This window comes from Kitasatospora sp. NPDC101183 (assembly GCF_044767945.1).
GTDB lineage: Bacteria > Actinomycetota > Actinomycetes > Streptomycetales > Streptomycetaceae > Kitasatospora.
On the sequence record NZ_JBIWOW010000009.1, the window covers coordinates 246,553 to 273,259 of the forward strand.

Genomic DNA, 26,707 nt, shown 5'->3' on the forward strand with positions numbered 1-26,707 from the left:
CCAGCCGGCTTCGGGGGCGGGCCCTGGGGCGCCGCGCGGAACCGGGGGGTCCGTTCCGGGCGTCAGGGGGAGGGTGGGCGAGTGTTTCGTCGCAGGTCGGTGGGGGTCTTCGGGGCGGGGGTCCGGGGCCCGGGCGTCGGGCCGTTCGGCGAGGACTCCGGGACGTCTGGGAGACTGACCCTGATGACAACAGCGAACACGACCGGCACAGCCACCCTCACCGAAGGCGTTCGGGCCGAGGCGACCATCGATCTCGCGGCCCTGCGCGGCAACCTCGACGCGGTGCGGGCGCGCGTCGGCGGCGCGGCGGTGATGCTCGCGGTCAAGGCGGACGCCTACGGCCACGGGGCGGTCGAGTGTGCCCGGGCGGCCGTCGCGCACGGGGTCGGCTGGCTGGGCTGCGCGACGCCGGAGGAGGCGTTGGCGCTGCGCGCCGCGGGCGTCCGCCCCGAGCAGGCGCGCATCCTGTGCTGGCTGTGGACGCCCGGCGGCCCGTGGCGCGAGGCGCTGCGCGCCGGGCTGGACATCTCCGTCAGCGGCCTGTGGGCGCTGGACGAACTGCTGCCGGCCGTCCGGGAGACGGGCATTCCCGCGCGGGTCCACCTGAAGGCCGACACCGGCCTGGGCCGCAACGGCTGCCAGCCGCACGACTGGCCGCGCCTGGTCGAGGCCGCCCGCCGTGCCGAGACGGACGGGCTGCTGACCGTCGTCGGCGTCTGGTCGCACTTCGCCGCCGCCGACGAGCCCGGCCACCCGTCCATCCAGGCGCAACTGGACTCGTACCGCGCCGCCCTGGCCGCCGCCGAGGCCGCCGGCCTGCGCCCCGAGGTGCGGCACCTCGCGAACTCCCCGGCCACTCTGCTGCTGCCGGAGGCGCACTTCGACCTGGTCCGCACCGGCCTGGCCGCGTACGGGCTCTCGCCGGTGCCGGAGGTCGGCTCACCGGCGGACTTCGGGCTGCGCCCGGTGATGGCGCTGACGGCCAGGCTGGCGCTGGTCAAGCAGGTGCCCGGCGGGCACGGGGTCAGCTACGGCCACCACTACACGACGCCCGGCCCCACGACCCTGGGCCTCGTCCCGGTCGGCTACGGGGACGGCATCCCGCGCCACGCGAGCGGTTCCGGCCCGGTGCAGGTCGGCGGCAAGTGGCGCGCGGTGGCCGGACGGGTCGCGATGGACCAGTTCGTGGTGGACCTCGGCGGCGACACCCCCGCGATCGGCGAGGAGGTGCTGCTGTTCGGCAACGGCGACCGCGGCGAGCCGACCGCCGAGGACTGGGCCCGCGCCGCCGGCACCATCGCGTACGAGATCGTCACCCGGATCGGCGCCCGGGTGCCCCGCCGCTACCTGGGCGGCCTCCACTCCGAGGGCCTGCCGGCGTGACCGGCACGCCCGCCGACGGCGGTCCGGTGGCGGCGGTGGCCAAGGCGGCCGACGTCGCGGGCGGGGTCAGCCGGGCGGGCGTGATCGGGATCTCGGTCGGCGTGCTGGCGGCCGGCGCGGCCGCCGGGGTGGCGATCGAACGGCTGACGGTCGGACGGGCGACGCGCCGCCGCGCCCGGGCGGAGCTGGACGCCGGCGCGCCGTACGGTTCGCTGCGCGGCCGCCCGCGGACGGTGACGGCCCCGGACGGCACCGAGCTGTACGTGGAGCTGGACGGCACCGGCTGGGAGGACGGGGACGACAACCGGCTGACGGTGGTGTTCTGCCACGGCTACTGCCTCAACCAGGACAGCTGGCACTTCCAGCGGGCCGCGCTGCGCGAGGGCCTGCGGCTGGTGTTCTGGGACCAGCGCAGCCACGGCCGCTCCGAGCGCTCCCGCTCGTACCTGGCGGGCGAGCCGGCGAGCATCGACCAGCTGGGCGGCGACCTCGGGGCGGTGCTGGACGCCGTCGCGCCGACCGGGCCGCTCGTCCTGGTGGGCCACTCGATGGGCGGCATGACGGTGATGGCGCTGGCCGGGCAGCGGCCGGAGCTGTTCCGCGAGCGTGTCGCCGGGGTCGCGCTGATCGGGACCCTGGCGGGGGACTGGAACGAGGTGAGCCTCGGTCTGCCGAAGGCCGGGGCGAAGCTGTTCAAGAAGGTCGCGCCCGGGGTGGTGAAGCTGCTGGGCCGTCAGGTCGAGCTGGTGGAGGCGACCAGGCGGCTGGGCTCGGACGTGGCGGCGGTCTTCTACCGGCGGTTCTCGTTCGGGGGCAAGGACGTGGACCCGGGCGTGGTGCGCTTCGCCGAGCAGCTGCTGGACGCCACGCCGATCGACGTGGTCGCCGAGTTCTACCCGGTGTTCGGCGCGCACGAGAAGTACACGGCGCTGGCCGCCATGCGGGCCCTGCCGACGTTGATCCTGGCCGGGACGAAGGACCTGCTCACCCCGGCGGCGCACAGCGAGGCGATGGCCGAGCGGCTGCCGGACGCGGAGCTGGTCCTGGTCGAGGGCGCCGGGCACCTGGTGATGCTGGAGCGGCCGGGGCTGGTCGACCACGAGCTGGCCGCGCTGCTCAAGCGCGCCGCGCGGTTCCGCGGGGCGGACGAGCCTCCGGCCTCCGTCCTCGACCTGGCCTGAGGAACGCCGGGGCCCGGCACCCCGAGGGGTACCGGGCCGTGGAGCGGCGGGGATCAGGCGCTCGCGCCGGCCTTGCGGCGACGCAGGAACACCAGGGTGCCGGCGCCGAGGGCGACGACGCCCGCACCGGTCAGGGCGATGGCGGTGGTGTTGCTGCCGCCACCGGTCTCGGCCAGGTTGCCGGCGCGGGAGCCGGCCTTGGACTTGGCCTTGGAGACGGCGTCGGGCTTGGCCTTGCCCTTCCCGGTCTTCTTGCTGTCGGGCAGGGTGACCGGGGTGCTGCCGCCGTTGTTGCTGCTGCCGCTGCCACCGGCGGCGACGAGCTGGAACTGGGCGATGTTGCTCACCGGGAAGCCCGGGCCCACCGCGGTTTCGCCGCGGCGCTCGTAGTAGAAGCCGGCCAGCTCGGCGGCGGCCTCGTCGCCCTGGGCGTCGGCCGTGAAGGACAGCTTGAGCTGGATCGTCAGCTTCTCGTCCTTGGACATGAAGAACGGCTCGTCGCCGAGGTCCAGGACGCGGGCCTCGAAGCCGGTGTTGGTCTCCGGCGTGGCGTTCTTCCAGGTCTTGGTGTCGGGGTCCAGGAACTGGAGCTTGACCTGGGAGTCCGTCAGCTTGTTGTGCGCCGTACCGATGACCAGGTACGGGAGGATGGCCGACTCCTTGCCGGAGGTGTTGGCGACCTCGGCGCTGAACTCGACGGCCGGGGCGCCCGCGACGATCTTGGCGGGGAAGCCCGTGAGGGTGAGCTTGGGCAGGACCACCTCGGTGGAGTCGGTCGGCTTGTCGGTGGGCGTGACGCTGGCGCTCGCGCTGGGCGAGGCGGTGGCGGTCGCGGCGGGCGAGGCGCTGGCGCTCGCGTTCGCGCTGGGCGAGGCGGTGGCGGTCGCGGCGGCGGCGGACGCGGTGGCACCGGCGGTGGCCGCCGCACTCGGCGTCTCGGTGGGCGCGGCGGCGGCTATCGGCGCGGCTGCGAGGACGGCGGCCGAGGCGATGACGGCGGCGGTCGGTATCGCGAATCCGCGGCGGAGCTTCATGGGATGGACCTCTGTGTGGCCGGCCTGGGCCTGTGGAGCCCGGGGCGATGGACCGGATCGGCACCGTCAAGAGCAGGCGCCGGTCCAGAAAAGGACAGGTAAAGAGGACCGTAGTCACACCATGAGAGTCCGATGAGAGCGGGGGGTCGTTCGTGAACGTCGAGCAGGGCGCAAACGTGATCACAATCGGATGAAATACCGCTCCGAGCGCGCACGGGCGGCGATGTGGCACGGTAGCGGTGGCGCCCGGCCGGCGGTGCGCAGGTACGGATCGAAGGACTGGACACCCATGGGCTCGCACGCCACTCTCACCGTCCCCACCCCGGAGCGGATGGGCCGGCTCGGCCGGGAGCTGGCCGCGCTGCTGCGGCCGGGGGACCTCGTGCTGCTCTCCGGGGAGCTGGGCGCGGGGAAGACGACGCTGACCCGGGGCCTGGGGGAGGGCCTGGGGGTGCGCGGGGCGGTGACCTCGCCGACCTTCGTGATCGCCCGGGTGCACCCGTCGCTGGTCGGGGGCCCGTCGCTGGTGCACGTGGACGCGTACCGGCTGGGCGGGGACCTGGACGAGATGGAGGACCTCGACCTGGACGTCTCGCTGCCGGAGTCGGTGGTCGTGGTCGAGTGGGGCGAGGGCAAGGTCGAGCGGCTCTCGGAGGACCGGCTGGAGGTGCGGATCGAGCGGGCCATCGGCGACGACGCCGGGGAGGACCACGACCCGCGCCGGGTGCTGCTGACCGGGATCGGCCCGCGCTGGGCGGACGTCGAGCTGGGGGCGCTCGCCTGAGCCGTACGGCGCGCGGCGCCCGGTGCGGGCGCTCGTAGCGGCCTGTACGCCGTTTTGCCGACAGGGTGTCGGCAAGGTGTTGCGGCCGGGGTGCCGGGCGTGGTGGGATGGTCGTTGCGGTTAGGTCTGCCTAACTAGGGAGGCGCCATGTCGAACCCCACCCCCGCCCCGGAGCGCGTCGAGCGCACCGCCGGGGCCGGAGAGTCCGTCCGCCGCGCCCCGGGGGAGCCGATGCGGGCGCTGCTGGCCGCCTGCGCGGCCGCCGAGGCGGTGTCCACCCCGCCCGAACCCGGGCCCCGGGCAGCGGAACGGCCCGAGGCGCAGGCGCCCCGGGCCGCGTAAGTCACACAAGGTCCGTCATCGCGCGGCGCCTCAGGCGACCACGATCACCTTGACGCCGTTGGTGGCGAAGTCCCAGAGCAGCTGGGCGTCTTGGCGGCTGCTGCGGATCCCGCCGGTCTTGGCGGTGGGGTCGACGGTCGGCGTGCTGCCGTCCACGGCCGCGCTGAAGCCGAACACCACGCCGTTCTGCTGCGCGAAGCGCACCACGTGCTCGATGGCCTTGTGGTCCGTCCCGGTGCCGGTCGCCGTGCGGCTGTACACCGAGTAGCTGCCGGGGGTCGGCTCGACAGAGCCCGGGGTGACGGAGAAGGCGGCCGCGATCTGGGGGTTCTTCTTGGGGTCGATCAGCCAGACGTAGTGGCCGCTCACCGAGTAGACCACCCGCAGGCCGGTGCCCGAGGAGGCCGGCAGGGCCGGGGCGGTCGGCGTCGGGGTGGCGGTGGGCGCCGCCGAGGTGGGGCCGCCGGAGGCAGTGGTGGTGACGGCGGGCTTGGCGCCGCCGGCCCTGTCCTGCGCGCCGTTGGCCTGGAAGGCCAGCAGGCTCACCACCGCCAGGGCCCCCAGGGTCAGCCCCGTGACCACCACTCCAGGACCCATCTTCGCCACCGTGCCGCTCCCGCCGCCGTCCCGTTACGTACCCGCCCCATCGTGCCAGGTCCGTCCGCGCCGGTGGCAGCGCCTCGGAAGTGTGTTCACGAGTGGCACACCTTGCCGATCGGCCGGTCGGAGCAACGTCGGTCTAACCTTGACCCCGTGCTGCTGCTCGCGTTCGACACCGCAACCCCCGCCGTCACCGCCGCCGTCCACGACGGCACGGCCGTCCTCGCCGAGACCCACCAGGTCGACGCCAGGCGCCACGGCGAACTGCTGCTGCCCGCCATCGACAAGGTGCTGAAGGCGGCCGGGGTGGACAAACACGAACTCACCGGCCTCGCGGTGGGCGTCGGCCCGGGCCCGTACACCGGTCTGCGGGTCGGCCTGGTGACGGCCGCCGCGCTGGGCCAGGCGCTCGGGCTGCCGGTGCACGGCGTCTGCACCCTGGACGCGATCGCCTTCCAGGCCCGCGCCGAGGGCCTGGCCGGGGAGCCCTTCGCCGTCGCGACCGACGCGCGCCGCAAGGAGGTCTACTGGGCCTCGTACGACGCCGAGGGCCGCCGCGTCGAGGGCCCTGCCGTGGACCGTCCGGGCGAGCTGGAGCCCGCGGTCCGCTCGGTCGGCGCCGGCGCGCTGCTCTACCCCGAGGCCTTCCCGGGCGCGCACGGCCCCGAGCACGTCTCGGCCGGCGCCCTGGCGGGCTTCGCGGCCGCCGAGCTGGCCGCCGGCCGCGAGCTGCTGCCGAACGTCCCGCTCTACCTGCGCCGCCCGGACGCCCAGGTACCCGTGGGCTACAAGGCGGTGCTCCCGGCGTGAGGCACGGCACCACCCTGCGCCCGATGCGCTGGTGGGACATCGAGCCGGTGATGGGCCTGGAGCTGGAGCTCTTCCCCGAGGACGCCTGGTCCCACGGGATGTACTGGTCCGAGCTGGCCGAGGCCCACCCCGGCGGGACCCGCCACTACACCGTCGCCACCACCGGGGACGGCGTGATCGTCGGCTACGCCGGGCTGATGGCGGTCGCCGGCGAGGGCGACGTCCAGACCATCGCCGTCGCCGAGGGCCACCAGGGCAACGGCCTCGGCGCGGCCCTGCTCGTCGACCTGATCCGGGAGGCCGCCCGGCGCGGCTGTGCCGAACTGCTGCTGGAGGTCCGGGTGGACAACCCGCGCGCCCAGCGGCTGTACGAGCGGTACGGCTTCCAGCCGGTGGGCATCCGGCGCGGCTACTACCAGCCCGCCAACGTCGACGCGCTGGTGATGCGCCTCGACCACCCGAGCACCGAACCGAAGGACATTGAGGACCTCCACCATGGCTGACGAACCACTCGTCCTCGGCATCGAGACCTCCTGCGACGAGACCGGCGTCGGCATCGTGCGCGGCACCACGCTGCTGGCCGACGCGGTCGCCTCCAGCGTCAACGACCACGCCCGCTTCGGCGGCGTCGTCCCGGAGATCGCCAGCCGGGCGCACCTGGAGGCGATGGTCCCGACCATCCAGCGCGCCCTGGACACCGCCGGGGTCAAGGCGAGCGACCTGGACGGCATCGCCGTGACGGCCGGGCCCGGCCTGGCCGGCGCGCTGCTGGTCGGCGTCAGCGCGGCGAAGGCGTACGCCTGGGCGCTGGACAAGCCGCTGTACGGGGTCAACCACCTCGCCTCGCACATCTGCGTGGACCAGCTGGAGCACGGCCGCCTGCCCTCCCCGACGATGGCCCTGCTGGTCTCCGGCGGGCACTCCTCGCTGCTGCTCAGCGAGGACATCACCACCGACATCCGCCCGCTCGGCGCGACCATCGACGACGCGGCCGGCGAGGCCTTCGACAAGGTCGCCCGGGTGCTCGGCCTCGGCTTCCCCGGCGGCCCGATCGTCGACCGGACGGCCCGCGAGGGGGACCCGAAGGCGATCCGCTTCCCGCGCGGGCTGAGCGGCAAGAACGACCCGGAGTACGACTTCTCGTTCTCCGGCCTCAAGACCGCCGTCGCCCGCTGGGTCGAGGCCAAGCGCCGGGCCGGCGAGGAGGTGCCCGTCGCCGACGTGGCCGCGTCCTTCCAGGAGGCCGTCACGGACGTGCTGACCCGCAAGGCCGTCAAGGCGTGCAAGGACAACGGCGTCGACCACCTGATGATCGGCGGCGGCGTCGCGGCCAACTCCCGGCTGCGGGAGATGGCCCAGCAGCGCTGCGACCGGGCCGGCATCCGGCTGCGGGTGCCCCGGCCGGGCCTGTGCACCGACAACGGCGCGATGGTGGCGGCGCTCGGCGCCGAGATGGTCTGGCGCGACCGGGCCCCGTCCTCCCTCGACCTGTCGGCGGACTCCTCGCTGCCCGTCACCGACGTGCACGTCCCGCACACCCACTTCCACGACCAGGCGTACGACGCCCTCGGCGGCGGCGCGGCATGACCGTCGCCGCGATGTGGGAGGCCCGGGCGGCCGACGGGCGCGGGCCCGAACTCGCCGCCTGGGCGCGGGAGTTCGCCCTGCCCGCGCTGCGCGGCGCGGCCGGGCTCGACCGGCTGGAGCTGTTCTCCGCCCCCGGCGGGCGCGTCCTGCTGATCACCTGGTGGAGCGGCGAGCCGACGCCCGTCGCCGACCCTCCGGCCGACCTGCTCGGCCGCCCGGTGCACCGCTGGTCCTTCACCAGCGAGCACGTCGAACAGCGGCTTTCGGGAACCGACACTCCGGCCGCTACCGTGCATAGCTGAGAGAAAGCTGGACGGAGCCGGGAGCGCGGTGCGGGTGAACAGGGACGGCAGGAACGGGCTGGGCAGGACCAGGGCGTACGCGGCGGGGGCGGTGGCCCTGATGGCCCTCGCCACCGCGTGCGGCAGCGGGGGCGGCGACGGCGGCAAGGCCCCGGCCGCGACCTCCGCGGGGGCGGCGGCGCCCCAGCCCGCCGGCACCGCCGCGCCGACCGGCGCCGCGACCACGCCGGGCGCCGCCCCGGGCGGGGCCGACGCCGCGGCCTGGGCGAAATGGAACCTCAAGCCGCTCGCCCCGGCGCCCGCGCCGCCCGCCGACAAGCCGATCAAGCTGGAGAAGTCCGGCCCCGTCCCGGTGTTCAGCGACGTGAAGACCAGCGACAAGGTCGTCTTCATCACCATCGACGACGGGGCCGAGAAGGACCCGAAGTTCGTCGAGATGCTGACCGACCTCAAGGTGCCGATCTCGATGTTCCTGACCCGGGACATCGTCAAGAACGACTACGGCTACTTCAAGCCCCTCCAGGCGCTGGGCAACCACGTCCAGAACCACACCGTGGACCACCCGGTGATGAGCAAGATCTCGCCGGAGAAGCAGAAGTCCGAGGTCTGCGACGCGCAGTCCGCGCTCGCCGAGCACTACGGCACCGCCCCGCTGCTGTTCCGCCCGCCGTTCGGCGACGGCGCCAACACACCGACGCTCAACAGCGCGGTGCAGCAGTGCGGCCCGCGCGCGGTCGTGCTGTGGCGCGAGTCGATGCAGATCCACGACATGCAGTACCAGTCGGGGGACAAGCTGAAGAACGGCGACATCATCCTGGCGCACTTCCGCGGCCCCAAGGAGCTCAAGGGCTCCACGATGACGCAGATGTTCGGCGAGCTGCTGGCCCGCATCCAGGAGCAGGGCTTCTCGGTGGCGCGGCTGGAGGACTACATCCAGGCGCCCTCGTAGCTACACCGGCTGACCGAGCATCATCAGCGGCCCGTTGTCGGTGCGGCTGAGGATCACCGTGACGGCGTTCGGCCCGGAGGGCTTGAGCAGGCGGCGCAGCTCCTCCGGGGTGATCGCCATCCCGCGCTTCTTGATCACCACCGTGCCGACGCCGCGCTCGCGCAGCAGGGCCTTGAGCCTCTTGACGTTGTACGGCAGCACGTCGGTCAGCTCGAAGGCGTGCGCGTACGGGGTGGGGACCAGCCGGTCCGAGGTGACGTAGGCGATCTTCGGGTCGATCAGCCGGCCCTCGACCATCCCGGCGACCTCGGCGACCAGGTGGGCCCGGATCACCGCGCCGTCCGGCTCGTACAGGTACCGCCCGACCGGGCCGGCCGGCGGGTCGGGCAGGTCGCCGCCGGTGAGGGTGGCGCCCTGGGGCAGCAGGGTGGCGCGGTGGGGGCTGGAGGCCTTGGTGCCGAACCAGAGCACGGCCTCCTTGACGTCCCCGTGGTCGGAGACCCACTCGGCCTCGGCGTCCTCGGGGACGGCCTCGTGGGGGATGCCGGGGGCGACCTTGAGCGCGCCGACGGGGGTGCGGCGGCCGGCCTCGATCGCCCAGGAGAGCGGCGGGGCGTACGCCTCCGGGTCGAACACCCGGCCGCGCGCGGTGCGCCGGGCCGGGTCGGTGAACACCGCGTCGTAGCCGGTGACGTCCACCTCGGCGACGTCCGCGCAGACCACCTCGACCAGGTCGGCCAGGCCCAGCGCGGCGGCGTTCGCGGCGGTGGCGGCGCAGGCGGCCGGGTCCTTGTCGACGGCCAGCACCTGGATGCCCGCCCGGGCCAGCGCCAGCACGTCCCCGCCGATGCCGCAGCAGAGGTCCGCGAGGCGCCGTACGCCCAGCTCGGTGAAGCGGCGGGCCCGCCACTCGGCGACCTCGCGCCGGGTGGACTGCTCGACGCCGTTGGGCGTGAAGTACATCAGGTCGGCGTCCGCCCCGAACTTCGCCCGCGCCCGCTGCCGCAGCCGGGCCTGCCCGAAGGCGGCGGACACCAGCTCCGCCGGGTGCTCGCGCCGCAGCCGGGTGGCGAGCGCCAGCTCCTCCTCGGGCGCGAACTCGCGCAGCTCGGCGAGCAGGGCCTGGCCCCGGGGGGTCAGGAGGGGCAGGAGGTTCTCGGTGTCCACGGGCTCATTCTCGCGGGTTCCGGGGCGAGGGCGTGGTCACCACAGGACGCCGGTGGAGAGCAGGGCCGGGGCGACGAAGGGTGCGATCCCGGCGGCGACGGGGAGGAGGCGGTAGCCGGTGCGGTGGCTGCGCACGGCGACGACGATGTCCACCACCAGGGCGACGAGCGGGCCGGCGATCATCCCGTACCCGAGGAAGGCCCACATGAGGCCGTCGCCGTCGTCCCCGTGGCCGGGGCCGGAGCCGAGGGCGCAGACGAGGGAGAAGACGGCGAACGGGAGCACGGCCCCCAGCAGGGGCAGCGACAGCAGGGAGAGGGAGGCGTCCTTCAACCGGGACGGGCCGATGCGGGCCGGGGTGTCGGTCATGGCACGAGTCTGGCCGCGGGTGCGGCGGCCGCACATGAGTACGGCTACTCAACCGGGGAGCGGGTTCCGGGGGCGCGTCGTTGGCACTCTGGTTGACTGAGTGCTAACACCGGCCTATGGTCGTCCTTGGCACTCCCCACTGGGGGAGTGCTAATGCGAAGACGTGTGTCTGACCCCCGCGACGGCAGGCACGCAGGTTCGCCCCTACCCGTTAGAAAACCCCGTAATCTCCGAAGGGGAGCTCGGACGTGACCACCAGCAGCAAGGTTGCCATCAAGCCGCTCGAGGACCGCATTGTGGTCCAGCCGCTCGACGCCGAGACCACCACGGCCTCCGGCCTGGTGATCCCGGACACCGCCAAGGAGAAGCCCCAGGAGGGCGTCGTCCTGGCTGTCGGCCCGGGCCGCTTCGAGGACGGCCAGCGTCTGCCGCTCGACGTCGCCGTGGGTGACATCGTCCTGTACTCGAAGTACGGCGGCACCGAGGTCAAGTACCAGGGCGAGGAGTACCTCGTCCTCTCGGCCCGCGACGTCCTCGCGATCATCGAGAAGTAAGACGTCCCACCCCCGCCCCGGATCCGTGTCCCTAGTGACAGGGGCCCGGGGCGTGGTCGTTGGTCCACCTAGTTCGGCGGCCCCGAACCGGCCGCAGCCCCGAGGGAATAGGGAACATGGCGAAGATCCTGCAGTTCGACGAGGACGCCCGCCGCTCGCTGGAGCGCGGTGTCAACAAGCTGGCCGACACCGTCAAGGTGACCATCGGCCCCAAGGGCCGCAACGTCGTCATCGACAAGAAGTTCGGCGCCCCGACCATCACCAACGACGGCGTGACCATCGCCCGTGAGGTCGAGCTCGACGACCCGTACGAGAACCTTGGCGCGCAGCTCGTCAAGGAGGTCGCCACCAAGACCAACGACGTCGCGGGCGACGGCACCACCACCGCCACCGTGCTGGCCCAGGCCCTGGTCAACGAGGGTCTGCGCAACGTCGCCGCCGGTGCCGGCCCGGCCGCCCTGAAGAAGGGCATCGACAAGGCCGTCGCCGCCGTCTCCGAGCACCTGCTGTCCGTCGCCCGCGAGATCGAGGGCAAGGACGACGTCGCCGCCGTCGCGTCCCTCTCCGCGCAGGACACCCAGGTCGGCGAGCTGATCGCCGAGGCGATCGACAAGGTCGGCAAGGACGGTGTCATCACCGTCGAGGAGTCGAACACCTTCGGCGTGGAGCTGGACTTCACCGAGGGCATGCAGTTCGACAAGGGCTACCTGTCGCCGTACTTCGTCACGGACGCCGAGCGTCAGGAAGCGGTCCTCGAGGACCCGTACATCCTGATCAACCAGGGCAAGATCTCCTCCATCCAGGAGCTGCTGCCGCTGCTGGAGAAGATCCTGCAGGGCGGTGCCTCCAAGCCGCTGCTGATCATCGCCGAGGACGTCGACGGCGAGGCGCTGTCGACCCTGGTCGTGAACAAGATCCGCGGCACCTTCAACGCCGTCGCCGTCAAGGCCCCGGGCTTCGGCGACCGCCGCAAGGCGATCCTCGGCGACCTGGCCGTCCTGACCGGTGGCCAGGTCATCTCCGAGGAGGTCGGCCTCAAGCTCGACCAGGTCGGCCTGGACGTGCTGGGCACCGCCCGCCGCGTGACCATCACCAAGGACGAGACCACCGTCGTCGACGGCGCCGGTGACACCGAGGCCGTCGCCGGCCGCGTCGCCCAGATCAAGGGCGAGATCGCCGCGACCGACTCGGACTGGGACCGCGAGAAGCTGCAGGAGCGCCTGGCCAAGCTGGCCGGCGGCGTCTGCGTCATCAAGGTCGGCGCCGCCACCGAGGTGGAGCTCAAGGAGCGCAAGCACCGCCTGGAGGACGCCATCTCGGCGACCCGCGCCGCGGTCGAGGAGGGCATCGTCGCCGGTGGCGGCGCCTCCCTCGTCCACGCCGCCAAGGTGCTGGACGGCGGCCTGGGCCTGTCGGGTGACGAGGCCACCGGTGTCTCCGTCGTCCGCAAGGCGCTGCACGAGCCGCTGCGCTGGATCGCCCAGAACGCCGGCCTCGAGGGCTACGTCATCACCCACAAGGTCGCCGAGCTGGAGGCGGGCTTCGGCTACAACGCCGCCACCGGCGAGTACGGCGACCTGGTGAAGGCCGGCGTCATCGACCCGGTCAAGGTCACCCGCTCCGCCCTGGAGAACGCCGCCTCGATCGCCTCCCTGCTGCTCACCACCGAGACCCTCGTGGTGGAGAAGAAGGAGGAGGAGCCGGAGGCCGGCCACTCGCACGGCGGCCACGGCCACTCCCACTGAGGCCATGAGCTGAAGGTCTGACGGTCTGATGACCTGAACGGCTGACCGGAGGCCCGGTCCGCTCCCCGCGAGGGGCGCGGCCGGGCCTCCGGCGTTTCCCGGTACGATCCGTTTGAAGCCTCAACTATCAGAGGAATTTTGCTCTCAGCAAAGATTGCCTTATAACTGAGGCATGATCGAGGCCCGCCATCTGCGCGTTCTGCGTGCCGTCGCCCGCACCGGCTCCTTCTCCGCCGCCGCCCGCGAGCTGGGGTGCACGCAGCCTGCCATCAGCCAGCAGATGAAGGCCCTGGAGAAGTCGGTGGACACCCCGCTGGTGGTCCGCTCGGGCCGGGGGATGCAGCTCAGCGAGGCCGGGAAGGTCCTGCTCAAGCACGCCACCGGCATCCTGGCGGGGCTCTCGGCCGCCGAGGAGGAGGTGGCCGCGATCGCCGGGCTGCGGGCCGGGCGGGTGCGGCTGGTCTCCTTTCCGACCGCCAGCTCCACCCTGGTGCCGCCGGCCGTCGCCCGGTTGCGGGACGGCCACCCGGGGGTGCGGGTGTCGCTGGTCGAGGCGGAGCCGCCGGAGTCGCTGGCGATGCTGCGCGGCGGGGAGTGCGAGATCGCGCTGGCCTTCCGCTACCCGCAGTCGGACGGGGTGGCGGCCCCGGCACCGTCCGCCGGGCACGGCACGCCGCGCGAGGCGCGGGCCGAGGCCAATCTGGAGGCGCAGCAGCTCAGCGCCGGGACCGACTGGTCCGACCTGGTGGTCACCCCGCTGCTGGACGACCCGCTGGTGGGCCTGCTGCCCGCCGGGCACCCGCTGGCCGGGCGCGAGGGGCCGGTGGAGCTGGCCGAGCTGGCGGGGGAGCAGTGGATCGCCGGCTGCCCGCAGTGCCGGGGGCACCTGGTGGAGCTGTGTGCCGGAGCGGGCTTCGAGCCCCGGATCGACTTCGCGACCGACGACTACCCGGCGGTGGTCGGCCTGGTGGCGGCCGGTCTGGGGGTGGCGGTGCTGCCCCGGCTGGCGCTGCAGTCGGTGCGTCCTGACGGCGTGTCGACGGTGCCGGTGCGGACGGCCTCGGGGGCTCCCGCGGTGCGTCGGGTGGTGGCGCTGACCCTGCCGGACCTCGCCGAGGTCCCGGCGGTGGCGCTGATGCTGGAGCGGCTGGCGGGGGCGGCGGCCGACCGCTGACGGTCGGCGGCGGGCTTTGGGGCCGTTCGGGTCCTGCGGCGCCGCGAAGGAACGTTTCTTCACGGCGCGACGTGACGGCCGGTGCTAACGCTGGGCGATCGCCGGCGGGGTCAGCGGGACCTCCACCAGCCGGTGCCGCGAGCGGCCCAGCATCTCCTCGCGCTCGTCCTCGGTCATCCCGCCCCAGACCCCGTACGGCTCACGGACCGCCAGCGCGTGCGCCGCGCACTCGGCGATCACCGGGCAGCGCATGCAGACCTCCTTGGCGCTGGCCTCGCGCGAACTGCGCGCCGCCCCGCGCTCGCCCTCGGGGTGGAAGAAGAGCGAGCTGTCCACGCCGCGGCAGGCCGCCGAGAGCTGCCAGTCCCAGAGGTCCGCGTTGGGGCCGGGGAGGCGGGAGAAATCTGCCATGGCTCATTCCCTTCAGAGGCTCTTCCGCCCGGACCGGACGCTCGGCGGGGTTGCCGCCGGGCGGCACGGTGGGCCGTTGATGTACCGGTGTGGACACCTGGAAATATGACTTAAGGCAACTCCATGGACAAGTCACCCACAGACTGGCACAACAGTCAATGACCATACGAAAGCTATAAAAACGGGCAAAGGGGGCAAGGGTTTCGCCGGGCGCGGGCGTGGCAATCGGGTGGCCGACCGGCGCACGACGCTCCGCATGGGTGTGCGGGTCGCACGCCCACCGCGCGCGAGCTGCGGAAAAGTGCGGCGTGTGCACCGCGATGCGGCTGATCGGTAATGGGTTGGCCACGTACAGTGGTGGAGATGGCCCTGAAGGCCGTAACTCATTCGAGTGACGGTCGTTGGAAGTGCGGAGGCGGTTAGCGGGCGCCGGACGTCGGGAACGATCGCGGTCAGTCGGGGCGATCAGGACGGAGTCCGACGCCGATCGGCCGTGTCGGAGAGGTTCGTACCAGCCAGGAGGCTCAACGTGACGCGGATCAGCTGCGGAGGACGACGGTCATGACTTCCGTTCTCGTTTGCGACGATTCCCCGCTCGCCCGCGAGGCGCTTCGCCGCGCCGTCGCGACCGTACCCGGCGTCGACCGGGTCACCACCGCGACGAACGGGGAGGAGGTCCTGCGCCGCTGGGTGGCCGACCGCTCCGATCTCGTCCTGATGGACGTCCGGATGCCCGGCCTCGGCGGGGTGGAGACGGTTCGACGGCTGCTGTCCGCCGACCCGGGCGCGCGGATCATCATGCTCACCGTCGCGGAGGACCTCGACGGCGTGGCGCTCGCGGTGGCCGCCGGCGCCCGCGGGTACCTGCACAAGGACGCCTCGCGCGCCGAACTGCGGGCCACCGTCACCCAGGCCCTCGCCGACCCGACGTGGCGGCTCGCCCCGCGTCGGCTGCGCAGCCCCGACATGGGCGCGGCACCGACCCTGACGGCGCGTGAGATCCAGGTGCTCGAAGGCATGAGCCACGGCCGCAGCAACGCCGAGATCGGCCGCGAGCTGTTCCTCTCCGAGGACACCGTCAAGACCCATGCCCGACGGCTGTTCAAGAAGCTCGGGGCCTCGGACCGCGCGCACGCGGTGGCGCTGGGCTTCCGGTGGGGCCTGGTCCGCTGACCGCCGCCGGCGCCGCCGGATGCGGCGCGCCGCCGTCGATTCCCGGTGCGGGTACCGCACGGGCGTGTGACGTCACGGCCCCGAGGTTGCACCATGGAGGAGTGGAGCACCTCGGGGACCAGCGGACAGGCACTGCGGCGAACCACGCAGCCGCAGGACACTCGGCGGACGGCGCGACGGACAAGGCCGCCCACGACGGCGGGGCGGGAGGCGGCACGGTGCAGGAGGGGCCGGTGGTGCGCGGCGCGGCGCCGTACGGGGCCGCAGCGCATAACGTTCCGGTGCACAACTCCGGACGCGGTGCCGCGTTTTCCCGGTCGACCAGGCACCATGGACCGATGCGCGACGACGTCGCCGGCGTGGCCGGCCAGGCGGACGCGGTGGAGGGGGAGCCCTCGGGGCCGGGTCACGATCCGTCGTACGCGGACCCGGGTGAGGCTCCGGCGACCGTCGGCCCCAGCCGTCCGCCGGTGATCGGCTCCGGCGGCTCGCCGCTGGTGGTCGAGCTGGTCGCGGCCGCCGTCCGCGGCGAGGGCCCGGCGATCGACGCGCTCCTCGCCTACGTCCACCCTCTCGCCCTGCGGTACTGCCGGGCGAAGCTGACCAGGCTGCCCGGCGGGGCCCGGCACCACGTGGACGACGTGGCGCAGGAGGTGTGCGTCGCGGTGCTGTGCGCGCTGCCCCGGTACAAGGACCAGGGGCGGCCGTTCGAGGCCTTCGTCTACGGGATCGCCGCGCACAAGATCGCCGACCTGCAGCGGGCCGCGATGCGCGGGCCCGGCTCCACCGTCGTGCCGCAGGACGACCTGCCGGAGGTGCCGGACGAGGCGCTCGGCCCGGAGGAGCAGGCGCTGCTGAGCAGCGACGCGGCCTGGGCGAAGGAACTGCTCTCCAACCTGCCGGCCCGGCAGCGCGAACTGGTGCTGCTGCGGGTGGCCGCCGGGCTGTCCGCCGAGGAGACCGGCGAGGTGCTCGGGATGTCGCCCGGCGCCGTCCGGGTGGCGCAGCACCGGGCGCTGAGCCGGCTGCGGGCGCTCGCCGAGGAGTCCTCCTAGCCGCCCCGTGATCCGGAATGGCTCACGGGGGTCGGTTGTTGTCAAGGGCACACGAGGACCCATTCGCGGTGCCAGTACCATGGGGTATCGGCGCCTGGGCGGGTCGCCAAAGATTCGCGGGTGTGGACGGGATTCCCCTGGAGGTTCCTCCAAACCACCCGGCTTTCGGCGGTCTGCGCGAGTGAGCGATGAGCGCGCCCCCACCCTCGGGCGTGAGCGGATCAAGGCCGGCCACGGAAGGTACCCCCCAAATGTCTTACAACGCCGCAGGCGTACCCGAGAAGTTCGCGATGCTCGGGCTCACGTTCGACGACGTCCTGCTGCTGCCCGGGGCCTCCGCGGTGCTGCCGAACGAGGTCGACACCTCCTCGCGGGTCTCCCGCAACGTCCGCGTCAACATCCCGCTGCTGTCCGCGGCGATGGACAAGGTCACCGAGGCCCGGATGGCCATCGCCATGGCCCGCCAGGGCGGCGTCGGCGTGCTGCACCGCAACCTGTCGGTCGAGGACCAGGCCAACCAGGTCGACCTGGTGAAGCGCTCCGAGTCCGGCATGGTCACCGACCCGATCACCGTCGGCCCGGACACCACGCTCGCCGAGGCCGACGCGCTCTGTGCCAAGTTCCGCATCTCCGGCGTCCCGATCGCCGACGAGTCGGGCAAGCTGCTCGGCATCGTCACCAACCGTGACATGGCCTTCGAGTCGGACCGCAGCCGCCGGGTCCGCGAGATCATGACCCCGATGCCGCTGATCACCGGCAAGGTCGGCATCTCGGGCGAGGACGCGATGGCGCTCCTGCGCCGCCACAAGATCGAGAAGCTGCCGCTGGTCGACGACGAGGGCCGGATCAAGGGCCTCATCACCGTCAAGGACTTCGTCAAGGCCGAGCAGTACCCGAACGCCGCCAAGGACGCCGAGGGCCGGCTGCTGGTCGGCGCCGCCGTGGGCGCCAGCGCCGAGGCGTTCGACCGGGCCCAGGCCCTGGTCGAGGCCGGCGCGGACTTCCTCGTCGTCGACACCTCGCACGGGCACAGCCACAACGCGCTGGCCTGGATCGGGAAGATCAAGTCGGCCGTCAAGATCGACGTCGTCGGCGGCAACGTCGCCACCCGGGACGGCGCCCAGGCGCTGATCGACGCCGGCGTGGACGGCGTCAAGGTCGGCGTCGGCCCCGGCTCCATCTGCACCACCCGCGTCGTCGCCGGCATCGGCGTTCCGCAGATCACCGCCATCTACGAGGCCGCGGTGGCCTGCCAGGCCGCCGGCGTGCCGGTCATCGGCGACGGCGGCCTCCAGTACTCGGGCGACATCGGCAAGGCGCTGGCCGCCGGCGCCGACACCGTGATGCTCGGCTCGCTGCTGGCCGGCTGCGAGGAGTCCCCGGGCGAGCTGATGTTCATCAACGGCAAGCAGTTCAAGTCCTACCGGGGCATGGGCTCGCTGGGCGCCATGCAGTCGCGCGGCCAGGGCCGCTCGTACTCCAAGGACCGCTACTTCCAGGCCGAGGTCGCCTCGGACGACAAGCTCGTGCCCGAGGGCATCGAGGGCCAGGTGCCGTACCGCGGCCCGCTGTCCGCCGTGCTGCACCAGCTCGTCGGCGGCCTGCGCCAGACCATGGGCTACGTGGGCGCCGCCACCATCGCCGAGATGGAGAGCAAGGGCCGGTTCGTCCGGATCACCTCGGCGGGTCTCAAGGAGAGCCACCCGCACGACATCCAGATGACCGTCGAGGCGCCGAACTACTCGACGCGCTGACGCACCGCCGGCGAGAAGGGCCCGCTCCGGCGGGCCCTTCCGCGCGTCCGGGGGCCGGGACCGGCGTGTCCGGGGGCCGGGCCGTTCGGGCGGCCGTGTCGTGCGTACGGGATACTGGGGTGCGGCCGGGGTGACCCGGCGAGCACAGCAACACATCAGAAGGGCTCGAACGAAGTGACTGAGATCGAGATCGGGCGAGGCAAGCGCGGCCGCCGGGCGTACTCCTTCGACGACATCGCCGTCGTCCCCAGCCGTCGTACGCGGGACCCGAAGGAGGTCTCGATCGCCTGGCAGATCGACGCCTACCGCTTCGAGCTGCCGTTCCTCGCGGCCCCGATGGACAGCGTGGTCTCGCCGCAGCAGGCCATCGCCATCGGTCGGCTCGGCGGTCTCGGCGTCCTGAACCTCGAAGGCCTCTGGACCCGCTACGAGGACCCGCAGCCGCTGCTCGACGAGATCGCCCAGATCTCCGACGCGGCCACCGCGACCCGCCGCCTCCAGGAGATCTACGCGGCGCCGATCCGCGCCGAGCTGATCAAGCAGCGCATCCAGGAGGTGCGCGACTCCGGCGTCGTCACCGCCGCCGCCCTGTCGCCGCAGCGCACCGCCGAGTTCTCCAAGGCCGTCGTGGACGCGGGCGTCGACGTCTTCGTCATCCGCGGCACCACCGTCTCGGCCGAGCACGTCTCCAGCGCCGCCGAGCCGCTCAACCTCAAGCAGTTCATCTACGAGCTCGACGTCCCGGTGATCGTCGGCGGCTGCGCCACGTACACCGCCGCGCTGCACCTGATGCGGACCGGCGCGGCCGGCGTCCTCGTCGGCTTCGGCGGCGGCGCGGCGCACACCACCCGCAACGTCCTGGGCATCCAGGTGCCGATGGCCACGGCCGTCGCGGACGTGGCGGCGGCGCGGCGCGACTACATGGACGAGTCCGGCGGCCGCTACGTGCACGTGATCGCGGACGGCGGCGTGGGCTACAGCGGCGACATCCCGAAGGCCGTCGCCTGCGGCGCGGACGCGGTGATGATCGGCGCGGCGCTGGCCCGGGCGACGGACGCCCCGGGCAAGGGCTTCCACTGGGGCATGGAGGCCGTGCACGACGAGCTGCCGCGCGGCAAGCGGGTGGACCTCGGCACGGTCGGCACCACGGAGGAGATCCTCACCGGGCCGTCGCACACCCCTGATGGCACCATGAACCTCTTCGGCGCGCTGCGCCGGGCGATGGCGACCACCGGGTACACGGAGCTCAAGGAGTTCCAGCGCGTCGAGGTGACGGTCAACCCGGCCCTCAACCACCGCTGAGCGCTGCGCTAGCCCGCACGGAGGCCCCCGCCGTTCACGGCGGGGGCCTCCGGCGTGTCCGGGGGTGCGTGGGAAGTCGGCGGGGCCGACTTCCTGTGCTGGGGGGGTGATGGGTGGGTGGGGCGCCCGATGGGCGGCGGGGGGAGGCGCCCGCAGCGGGGCGGACGGGTGACCGCGTGGCGCGGGGGAGCGCGCGCTGAGGCCTGCGGGCAGCCGTTGGCCCCGGGGAATGGTGGGGCGCGCGCAGGAAGTCGGGCCTGCCGACTTTCTGCGCTGTGGGACGGAGCGGTGGCGGGCGCTCCAGCGCCTGGGGGCGTGGGGGCGCAGGGGAAAGGGAACTGCTCCGGCGCGGAGGTGGCGGATACGGGTGCCGCCGGGGGAGCGCTTTTGCTGCATGGGAAGTCGGGCGCGCCGACTTCCTGCGCGGCGGGCCGGAGTGGCGGCTGTAGCTGGGCGCTCCGGCGTCTGAGGGCGAGGGCGGCGCTGGGGGAAGGGGCCGCTCCGGCGCGGAGGTGGCGGATACGGATGCCGCCCGAAGGAGCGCGTTGGTTGCGTGGGAAGTCGGACCGGCCGACTTTCTGCGTGGGTGGGGCCAGTCAGGGGTGGGGGGTGGTGCGGTGGGTGAGGAGGTGGCCGCCGATGAGGGCGATGGCGTAGAACGCGGCGTCGAGGGGGCGGAGGGTGGTGTGCCAGGCGGTGAGGGTGTCGCGGAGGAGGCCGCGGGGGCCGGGGCCGTCGGCGTGGATCTGGCGGAGGTGCTGGGTGAGTTGGCCGAGGAGGAGGGAGGAGGCGGCCAGCAGGGCGCCGAGGGGCGGGAGTAAGCGGGCGGGGCCGCCGAGGCGGCCGAGGGGGAGGGCGACCAGGCCGGCCAGGGCGATGGCGAACCAGCCGAGGCTGTCGGCGGCGCGCAGCGGGGCGAAGCCGTACGCCAGTCCGCCGAGGAGGGCGGCGAGCAGGGCGGAGCCGATCGCGAGGGTGAGGCGGCGGCGTGGAGCGGCCGGGCCTGTGGGGGAAACCGGGTCGTACCCGGTGACGGGGGCGCCGGGCATTCCGGGGGCGACGTACCCCTCGGGGGAGGCCTGGGCGGCCGCCACCGAGTAGTGCTGGGCGGTGAGCGGCCGGGCCGACTGGCCGTCAGCGCCCGGTATGGGTGCGGTCATGGAAGTCCGATCCCCCCGGAAAGACGATGAGCTGCCGAACGGTAGCAGCGCGTCGGGCAGTTCCCGGCGAGTTTTCGATCACAGATCGGGCACGGAACGCCGCGAGCGCGGTGGTTCGTCCCGGCCCGGTTCGGGGGGTGGGTGGTCTCGACCGGCGGGGACAGGGGATGATGGAGGCTTGGGCGTCGGGCCGACGCGCCGTCACCACGACCGCCAGCAGCACATGGGGGAACGTTCCGAATGACCCAGGCGCAGGGTTCCACCGGCGGCCGCCTCCTGGCGGGCCGCTACCGGCTGAACGGGGTGCTCGGGCGCGGCGGTATGGGCACCGTCTGGCGCGCCGAGGACGAGATGCTGGGCCGGACCGTCGCGGTCAAGGAACTGCGGATGAACGCCAGCGTCGACGAGGAGGAGAAGCACCGCCTCATCGTCCGGACGCTGCGCGAGGCCAAGGCGACCGCGCGCATCCGGCACGCCTCGGCGGTGACCGTCTTCGACGTGGTCGAGGAGGACGACCGGCCGTGGATCGTCATGGAGCTGGTCGAGTCCCGCTCCCTGGCCGACGTCGTCCGCGAGGACGGGCCGCTGGCGCCCGCCCGGGCCGCCGAGATCGCGCTGGACGTGCTCGGGGTGCTGACCGCCGCGCACGCGCTGGGCATCCTGCACCGGGACGTGAAGCCCTCCAACGTGCTGATCGGCGAGGACGGCCGGGTCGTGCTCACGGACTTCGGCATCGCCAGCGTGGAGGGGGACGCGTCCGTCACCTCCACCGGGATGCTGGTCGGCGCGCCCTCGTACATATCCCCGGAGCGGGCGCGCGGGCAGAAGCCCGGGCCGCCGGCCGACCTGTGGTCGCTGGGCGGGACGCTGTACGCGATGGTCGAGGGGCGCCCGCCGTACGACCGGGGCTCGGCGCTGGCCACGCTCACGGCGGTGATGACGGAGGAGCTGACCGCGCCGGAGAACGCGGGGCCGCTGCGGCCGGTGATCGAGGGGCTGCTGGAGAAGGACCCGGCCGAGCGGCTGGACGCCTCGCAGACCCGGTCGATGCTCAAGCGGGTGGTCGCGGAGGCCACCGCCAAGGCGGAGTCGACGACGGAGTCGGCCGTGCCGGTGGCGGCGGCCGAGGCCGTCGCGCCCGTCGCGCCCGTCGAGGCCGTCGAGTCCGCCGAGTCCGCCGAGGAGAAGGAGAAGGACGCGAAGGCCGCTCCGGAGCGGCGGCGCGGTGTGGGCGGGCTGTTGGGGACCGTCCGGGTGGGCAGCAGGGCGAAGGACGCCGAGCCGGCGGCCGAGGCCGTCGAGCCCGCGGAGCCTGCGGAGCCCGAGGCGGCGGAGCCGGGGGCCGATCCGATCCAGCCGGTGACCAGCGCGTGGAACACGGGCGCGACGCAGGCGGCCGGTGCGGACCCGCGCAAGGGCCGGCGGCGGCTGGCGGTGGTCACCGTGGTGCTCGTGCTGCTGCTGATCGCCGGGGTGGTCGCGGTCGTCCGGGCGGTCGGCAACGACGGCGGGGACGACGGGAGCACGGACGGCGCCGGGGCGAGCCCGGCGGTGGTCGCGACGACGACGGGCACGCCCGGGCCCGAGGCGGCCGCGACGACCCCGGTGGGCGAGCCCGCCGCGACGCCGCCGCCCCCGGCGGCCACGCCGGCGACCACGCCGCCGCCCGGCACCGGAACGGAGGCCGCGCCGCCCCCCGCCGCGCCCCCGGCGGCGCAGCCGCAGCCCCAGGCGCCGGCCGTGCCCGCCGGGTTCCACGAGTACAAGGACCCGAGCGGCTTCTCCGTCCTCCTGCCGGACTGGCTGCAGCCCTCCGACTCGAACGCCAACCGGCGGATCTTCAAGAACGCGACGGACGGCAGCCAGCTGCGGATCGAGTGGACGACCTCGCCGGGCGCGAGCGCCCTCGCCGACTGGCAGGACTCCGAGTCCGGCGTGCGCGGGCAGGTCACCAACTACCAGCGGCTGAACCTGGCCGCGGTCACGTACCGGGACTGGACGAACGCGGCGGACTGGGAGTGGACCAACGGGACACCGAAGACGCACTCGCTCAACCGGGGCTTCGTCACGGGGAACCCGGCCAAGTACGGCTACTCGATCTACTGGATCGTCCCGGACGCGCAGTGGGCCGCCCAGGCCCCGGCCCGGGACACGGTGTTCGCCAGCTTCCAGCCCGCGCCGTAGCACGTCGTACGGCGAGGGCGCGCCGCGAACTCCCGCGACGCGCCCGGGGGCTGGGGTGCCTCAGCCGATGAGGCGCTGCTTGGCCCGGGTGAACTCCTCCTCGGTGAGGGCCCCGGAGGCGCGCAGGGCGGCCAACCGCTCCAGTTGGCCGATGAGTTGCTCGCCGGCCGAGAGTTCGGCGGGTGCGGCGTCGGCCGGGGCGGGAGCCGGGGCCGGGGCGGTGCGGGCGCGGCCGGCGGTCGTGCGGACCTGCTCGGCGAAGACGTCGGCCTTGACCACGTCCTCGAAGCGGTGCGAGCCGGTGATCGCGACGACCGTCAGCACGTCGCCGTTGAGCTTGGTGCGGGTGACGGTGGCGTCGGTGACGGCCGGAAGCGGAACCGGGACCGGCGGTTTTCCGTCCTTCAGGAAGAGCAGCCGGTGGGTGGTGAGCAGCAGCACGCCCTTGCGGAAGTGGTCGGGGTGGCGCCCGGCGGTGGAGGCGACCGGCAGTTCGCCGTCGATGACGGCCGCCTCGACCGTACGGACGGCCTCCGTCCGGTTGGCTTGGCTGTTGTTTCCGGCGACGCTGAAGGCGGTGTCGATCAGATCGGTCCAGTCCATGGGATCGAGCGTAGAGGAACCGCTCAGTAGGCTGCTCGGTGAGCGAGAGGAACTGGCATGCGAGGCGGCGCCGGGCAGTTGTTGGCGGGGCGGTACCAGGTGACGGACCGTCCCGAGCCGCTGCGCGCCCTCGCGGTGGACGAGGGGACGGGCGAGTCGGTGCTGATGCGTGCGCTGGAGCTGCCCGCGCTGCTGACCACCGCTCAGGTCCTGGACGATCCGGCGCCCGAGCAGGCCGACCGGCTGGTGCGCCGGGTCGCGAAGGCGGGTTCGGTGGCGCCGACCTGGCACCCCCGGCTGCTGCGCGGGGTCGGGGCCTTCGCCGAGGGCGAGCTGCTGTGGACGGTGGAGGAGCGCCCGGCCGGGCGCACGCTCGCGGAACTGCTCTCCGCCGGGCCCGTACCGCCGTACCGGGCGGCCGAGTTGGCGGCGGACCTGGCCGGGGCGCTGCGCGCGCTGCACGAGGCCGGGCTGAGCCACGGGAACCTCACCGCCGAGACGGTGCTGGTCTGCGAGGACGGTGCGGCGATGCTCGGCGGGCTGCTGTCCGGGGTCGCCGAGGAGGCGATGGCCGAGGACCTCGGCGGCCCGGGCGGGCGGCGGCGCTACGACGTGCGGGCCGCGCTGGTCGGCCCGGTGGCCGAGCGCTGGCCGCTGGACGGCGGCCCGGCGGGGGACTGCTGGGCGCTCGGGGTGCTGGTGCAGCGGATGGTCACCGGCCGCTCGCCGTTTCCGGAGGGCGGGATCCCGGAGCTGGTGACGGCCGTACGGGACGGGCGGCGCGAGCCGGCCGCCGTGTGCGGGCCGCTGGCGCCGCTGGTCGAGCGGCTGCTGCAGCCCGACCCGGGGCGGCGGCCGGGGGCCGAGGACGTGCAGAGGGAGTTGGCGGCGCTGCTGGCGGGGGCGCCGGAGCCGGCGGACGGGGAGGGGCCGCCGAGGGACGTGGTGCTCAAGCGGCCCGCGCCCCCGGTGCCGGTGCGCCCGCGCGGGCGGGGGCCGGGACGGGCTCCGGCGGAGGGCGGCGGGCGGGAGCCGCGGCCGCCCCGGATACCGGCGGCCCTCCTGGGGCCGCTGCTGGTGGGGGGAGTGTTCGTGCTGCTGGGGCTGGCGGTGGCCGCGGTGGTGATGTTCGCAGGCTGACGGCCCGGGCGTGAGCCGTTCGGGGGGTTCGGGCCGTGGACGTGATTACCCGGCCCGGCAAGGTACGCCTAATGTGTGCGGGGGACCTGTTCGAACAGTGGTCTGCACCGGACCTCCCCGTCCTGGTGACGACAGGCGGATGAGAGGGGGCGTGGTCGCCGATGGGCGTGCAGGACCGGCCGGAGGCGGTCGAGGCGGAGCGGCTGCTGGCCGGACGGTACGAGCTCGGCGACCGGCTCGGCCGGGGCGGGATGGGTACGGTCTGGCGGGCCTGGGACCGGATGCTGGACCGCGAGGTCGCGGTCAAGGAGCTGACGGTCAACCACCTGCCCGAGGAGGAGCTCCAGATCCTGCACGCGCGGATGAAGCGCGAGGCCAGCGCGGCCGCCCGGATCAAGCACCCCGGTGTGATCACCGTGCACGACGTCCTGGAGCAGGACGGCCGGCCCTGGATCGTGATGGAGCTGGTCGACGGCCGCTCGCTGGCCGACGTGATCAGCCAGGACGGCACCCTGCAGCCGCGCGCCGCCGCCGATGTCGGCAGCCAGGTGCTCGCCGCGCTGCACCGGGGCCACCAACTGGGCGTGCTGCACCGGGACGTGAAGCCGGCCAACGTGCTGCTGGAGCGCGGCACCGGGCGGGTGGTGCTGCTGGACTTCGGCATCGCGACGTACGAGGGCTCGACCGAGCTGACCAGACCGGGGGACCTGGTCGGCTCCCCGGACTACCTGGCGCCCGAGCGCGCCCAGGGCGAGCGGCCCGGTCCGGCCTCCGACCTGTGGGGCCTGGGGGCGACGCTGTGGGCGGCGGTCGAGGGCCGCTCGCCGTTCCGCCGGGACTCGCCGATCACCACGCTGGCCGCCGTCGTCGACGAGCCGCTGCCGGAGTCGCGCCGGGCCGGGCCGCTGGGGCCCGTCCTGGCCGCGCTGATGGCCAAGGCCCCGGAGGACCGGCCCTCCGCCGACGAGGCGGCGCGGATGCTGGCCGAGGTGCGGGCCGGGCACACCCTGGGCCTCAAGACGCTCGGGCCGTCGGGGGCGCCGATGCGCATGCCCACCCAGTCGGTGCCGGTGGTGGACCGGGGCGAGCGCCCGGAGGCGTCGGAGCCCTCGGCCTCGGCCTCGGCCTCGGCGGAGGAGGGGACGACGGAGCAGCGGCCGCCCGCCGTACCGACCGTCGCGGACACCGACGGGGGCGCACTCGCCTCGGCGCAGGCGCACACCGCGCCCGTCGCGCCGGTGGTTCACCCCATCGCGCCCGCGCGCGGACCGGCCCGGCGCCGCAACGCGCTGAAGCTCGCCGCGATCGGGCTGGCCGTGGGAGTCCTGGCCGCCGGAGCCACCTACCTCCTCACCCGGCACGCGGACGGACCGGGCCTCGCCGACCCCGTCCCCACCACGGCCGTCGACCGGCCGGACCCGACCACCTCCCCGGGCCCGCTGGAGACCCTGCCGAGCGGCTACCGCTGGGCGGACGACCCGGCCGGGTTCCGCTTCCCGCTGCCGACTGCGACCCCGACCTGGGCGCGGGCCACCTCGCCGGACGGCAACCAGATCTTCTACACCCCGGACAACAGGGTCCACTACCTGCAGTTCGCCGTCACCGTCGGGCAGTCGGTCAAGCCGATGGAGCACATGAAGCAACTGGAGGCGGACGTCTCCAAGTCCCTCAAGGACTACAAGCAGCACCGGCTGGCGAGCGCGGGCGTGCACGGGCACGAGGCCGCCGTCTGGGAGTTCAGCTACCTCGCCAAGGAGGGCGGGCGCCGGCGCGCGATCGAGGCCGAGTTCATCGACGAGCACGGCACGGGCTACGCGATCTACTCCTCCAGCCCGGACAAGGGCAACGAGTGGAACGAGGCGTACCAGCGGTTCACCATCGTGCTCAACGGGTTCACCGCGACGCGCTGAGCACGGCCCGTTCGCCGGGTTCGCCCCGACTGCG

General features: G+C 73.8%; 26 protein-coding genes. 19 read left to right on the top strand and 7 right to left on the bottom strand.

Annotated elements, in window-relative coordinates; all coding sequences use genetic code 11:
- The first annotated feature begins 183 nt into the window (after positions 1-183).
- The gene (alr, locus tag ACIRRS_RS15465) at positions 184-1,383 is read left to right on the top strand and encodes an alanine racemase (protein WP_402970304.1); all 1,200 of its coding nucleotides are present in this window, start codon (positions 184-186) and stop codon (positions 1,381-1,383) included.
- Positions 1,380-2,564 carry an alpha/beta fold hydrolase gene (locus tag ACIRRS_RS15470; RefSeq protein ID WP_402970306.1) on the top strand — a complete coding sequence of 395 codons (1,185 nt, stop codon included), beginning with the start codon at positions 1,380-1,382 and terminating at the stop codon, positions 2,562-2,564. The genes alr and ACIRRS_RS15470 overlap by 4 nt, the downstream gene beginning before the upstream one ends.
- A 53-nt stretch (positions 2,565-2,617) precedes the next feature.
- On the opposite strand, the gene ACIRRS_RS15475 is transcribed toward ACIRRS_RS15470, so the two are convergent.
- The gene (locus ACIRRS_RS15475; RefSeq protein ID WP_402970308.1) at positions 2,618-3,598 is read right to left on the bottom strand and encodes an LAETG motif-containing sortase-dependent surface protein; all 981 of its coding nucleotides are present in this window, start codon (positions 3,596-3,598) and stop codon (positions 2,618-2,620) included.
- A gap of 289 nt (positions 3,599-3,887) precedes the next feature.
- Between ACIRRS_RS15475 and tsaE the strand changes: the two genes are divergently transcribed.
- Positions 3,888-4,382, top strand: a complete 495-nt coding sequence (tsaE, locus tag ACIRRS_RS15480; protein WP_402970310.1) for a tRNA (adenosine(37)-N6)-threonylcarbamoyltransferase complex ATPase subunit type 1 TsaE — start codon at positions 3,888-3,890, stop codon at positions 4,380-4,382.
- 147 nt (positions 4,383-4,529) lie between these two features.
- The gene (locus ACIRRS_RS15485) at positions 4,530-4,724 is read left to right on the top strand and encodes a hypothetical protein (protein WP_402970313.1); all 195 of its coding nucleotides are present in this window, start codon (positions 4,530-4,532) and stop codon (positions 4,722-4,724) included.
- A gap of 30 nt (positions 4,725-4,754) precedes the next feature.
- Here ACIRRS_RS15485 and ACIRRS_RS15490 read toward each other — a convergent pair whose 3' ends face one another.
- Positions 4,755-5,321: a hypothetical protein gene (locus ACIRRS_RS15490; protein WP_402970316.1), complete on the bottom strand. Its 567-nt coding sequence runs from the start codon at positions 5,319-5,321 to the stop codon at positions 4,755-4,757.
- Between the two features lie 156 nt (positions 5,322-5,477).
- On the opposite strand from ACIRRS_RS15490, the gene tsaB reads away from it, so the two are divergent.
- The 5 genes from tsaB to ACIRRS_RS15515 are packed head-to-tail and all read left to right on the top strand — an operon-like array spanning position 5,478 to position 8,972.
- Positions 5,478-6,134, top strand: a complete 657-nt coding sequence (gene tsaB / locus ACIRRS_RS15495; protein WP_402970317.1) for a tRNA (adenosine(37)-N6)-threonylcarbamoyltransferase complex dimerization subunit type 1 TsaB — start codon at positions 5,478-5,480, stop codon at positions 6,132-6,134.
- Between the two features lie 23 nt (positions 6,135-6,157).
- Complete coding sequence (gene rimI / locus ACIRRS_RS15500; protein WP_402970471.1) at positions 6,158-6,637, top strand: ribosomal protein S18-alanine N-acetyltransferase; 480 nt, start codon at positions 6,158-6,160, stop codon at positions 6,635-6,637.
- A complete protein-coding gene (gene tsaD, locus ACIRRS_RS15505) occupies positions 6,630-7,721 on the top strand; it encodes a tRNA (adenosine(37)-N6)-threonylcarbamoyltransferase complex transferase subunit TsaD (protein ID WP_402970320.1) in 1,092 nt (363 codons plus the stop codon). Before rimI ends, tsaD begins: the two co-directional genes overlap by 8 nt.
- Positions 7,718-8,023, top strand: coding sequence for a hypothetical protein (locus tag ACIRRS_RS15510; protein WP_402970323.1), 306 nt, complete (start codon positions 7,718-7,720; stop codon positions 8,021-8,023). Before tsaD ends, ACIRRS_RS15510 begins: the two co-directional genes overlap by 4 nt.
- Positions 8,024-8,057: 34 nt before the next feature.
- Positions 8,058-8,972, top strand: a complete 915-nt coding sequence (locus ACIRRS_RS15515; protein ID WP_402970326.1) for a polysaccharide deacetylase family protein — start codon at positions 8,058-8,060, stop codon at positions 8,970-8,972.
- On the opposite strand, the gene ACIRRS_RS15520 is transcribed toward ACIRRS_RS15515, so the two are convergent.
- Positions 8,973-10,139, bottom strand: coding sequence for a methyltransferase domain-containing protein (locus ACIRRS_RS15520; protein WP_402970329.1), 1,167 nt, complete (start codon positions 10,137-10,139; stop codon positions 8,973-8,975).
- Positions 10,140-10,175: 36 nt separating this feature from the next.
- On the bottom strand, positions 10,176-10,508 hold the full coding sequence (locus ACIRRS_RS15525) for a hypothetical protein (protein ID WP_402970332.1): 333 nt from the start codon (positions 10,506-10,508) through the stop codon (positions 10,176-10,178).
- Between the two features lie 248 nt (positions 10,509-10,756).
- On the opposite strand from ACIRRS_RS15525, the gene groES reads away from it, so the two are divergent.
- The 3 genes from groES (at position 10,757) to ACIRRS_RS15540 (ending at position 13,981) form a co-directional block, all read left to right on the top strand.
- Positions 10,757-11,062 (top strand): co-chaperone GroES, encoded by a 306-nt coding sequence (gene groES / locus ACIRRS_RS15530; protein WP_014136232.1) that lies wholly within the window; start codon positions 10,757-10,759, stop codon positions 11,060-11,062.
- Positions 11,063-11,178: 116 nt separating this feature from the next.
- Positions 11,179-12,807, top strand: coding sequence for a chaperonin GroEL (gene groL, locus ACIRRS_RS15535; RefSeq protein WP_402970335.1), 1,629 nt, complete (start codon positions 11,179-11,181; stop codon positions 12,805-12,807).
- 172 nt (positions 12,808-12,979) lie between these two features.
- Positions 12,980-13,981, top strand: coding sequence for a LysR family transcriptional regulator (locus ACIRRS_RS15540; protein ID WP_402970338.1), 1,002 nt, complete (start codon positions 12,980-12,982; stop codon positions 13,979-13,981).
- An 84-nt stretch (positions 13,982-14,065) separates the two neighbouring features.
- Here the strand turns inward: ACIRRS_RS15540 and ACIRRS_RS15545 are convergent, their stop codons facing one another.
- Positions 14,066-14,392, bottom strand: a complete 327-nt coding sequence (locus ACIRRS_RS15545) for a WhiB family transcriptional regulator (protein WP_402970341.1) — start codon at positions 14,390-14,392, stop codon at positions 14,066-14,068.
- 561 nt (positions 14,393-14,953) lie between these two features.
- On the opposite strand from ACIRRS_RS15545, the gene ACIRRS_RS15550 reads away from it, so the two are divergent.
- The 4 genes from ACIRRS_RS15550 (at position 14,954) to ACIRRS_RS15565 (ending at position 19,676) form a co-directional block, all read left to right on the top strand.
- Positions 14,954-15,565: a response regulator transcription factor gene (locus tag ACIRRS_RS15550; RefSeq protein ID WP_014136228.1), complete on the top strand. Its 612-nt coding sequence runs from the start codon at positions 14,954-14,956 to the stop codon at positions 15,563-15,565.
- 338 nt (positions 15,566-15,903) lie between these two features.
- Positions 15,904-16,620, top strand: coding sequence for an RNA polymerase sigma factor ShbA (gene shbA / locus ACIRRS_RS15555; RefSeq protein ID WP_402970344.1), 717 nt, complete (start codon positions 15,904-15,906; stop codon positions 16,618-16,620).
- A gap of 251 nt (positions 16,621-16,871) precedes the next feature.
- A complete protein-coding gene (gene guaB / locus ACIRRS_RS15560; protein WP_402970347.1) occupies positions 16,872-18,374 on the top strand; it encodes an IMP dehydrogenase in 1,503 nt (500 codons plus the stop codon).
- 174 nt (positions 18,375-18,548) lie between these two features.
- Complete coding sequence (locus ACIRRS_RS15565) at positions 18,549-19,676, top strand: GuaB3 family IMP dehydrogenase-related protein (RefSeq protein ID WP_402970350.1); 1,128 nt, start codon at positions 18,549-18,551, stop codon at positions 19,674-19,676.
- Positions 19,677-20,272: 596 nt separating this feature from the next.
- On the opposite strand, the gene ACIRRS_RS15570 is transcribed toward ACIRRS_RS15565, so the two are convergent.
- Positions 20,273-20,836 (bottom strand): hypothetical protein, encoded by a 564-nt coding sequence (locus tag ACIRRS_RS15570; protein ID WP_402970353.1) that lies wholly within the window; start codon positions 20,834-20,836, stop codon positions 20,273-20,275.
- 240 nt (positions 20,837-21,076) lie between these two features.
- On the opposite strand from ACIRRS_RS15570, the gene ACIRRS_RS15575 reads away from it, so the two are divergent.
- Positions 21,077-23,020 carry a serine/threonine-protein kinase gene (locus tag ACIRRS_RS15575; protein ID WP_402970356.1) on the top strand — a complete coding sequence of 648 codons (1,944 nt, stop codon included), beginning with the start codon at positions 21,077-21,079 and terminating at the stop codon, positions 23,018-23,020.
- 60 nt (positions 23,021-23,080) lie between these two features.
- Here the strand turns inward: ACIRRS_RS15575 and ACIRRS_RS15580 are convergent, their stop codons facing one another.
- Complete coding sequence (locus ACIRRS_RS15580) at positions 23,081-23,623, bottom strand: SHOCT domain-containing protein (RefSeq protein WP_402970359.1); 543 nt, start codon at positions 23,621-23,623, stop codon at positions 23,081-23,083.
- A 57-nt stretch (positions 23,624-23,680) separates the two neighbouring features.
- On the opposite strand from ACIRRS_RS15580, the gene ACIRRS_RS15585 reads away from it, so the two are divergent.
- Both ACIRRS_RS15585 and ACIRRS_RS15590 read left to right on the top strand, forming a co-directional pair.
- A complete protein-coding gene (locus ACIRRS_RS15585; protein ID WP_402970362.1) occupies positions 23,681-24,763 on the top strand; it encodes a protein kinase in 1,083 nt (360 codons plus the stop codon).
- A gap of 161 nt (positions 24,764-24,924) precedes the next feature.
- The gene (locus ACIRRS_RS15590) at positions 24,925-26,673 is read left to right on the top strand and encodes a protein kinase (protein WP_402970365.1); all 1,749 of its coding nucleotides are present in this window, start codon (positions 24,925-24,927) and stop codon (positions 26,671-26,673) included.
- The last annotated feature ends 34 nt before the right edge of the window (positions 26,674-26,707 follow it).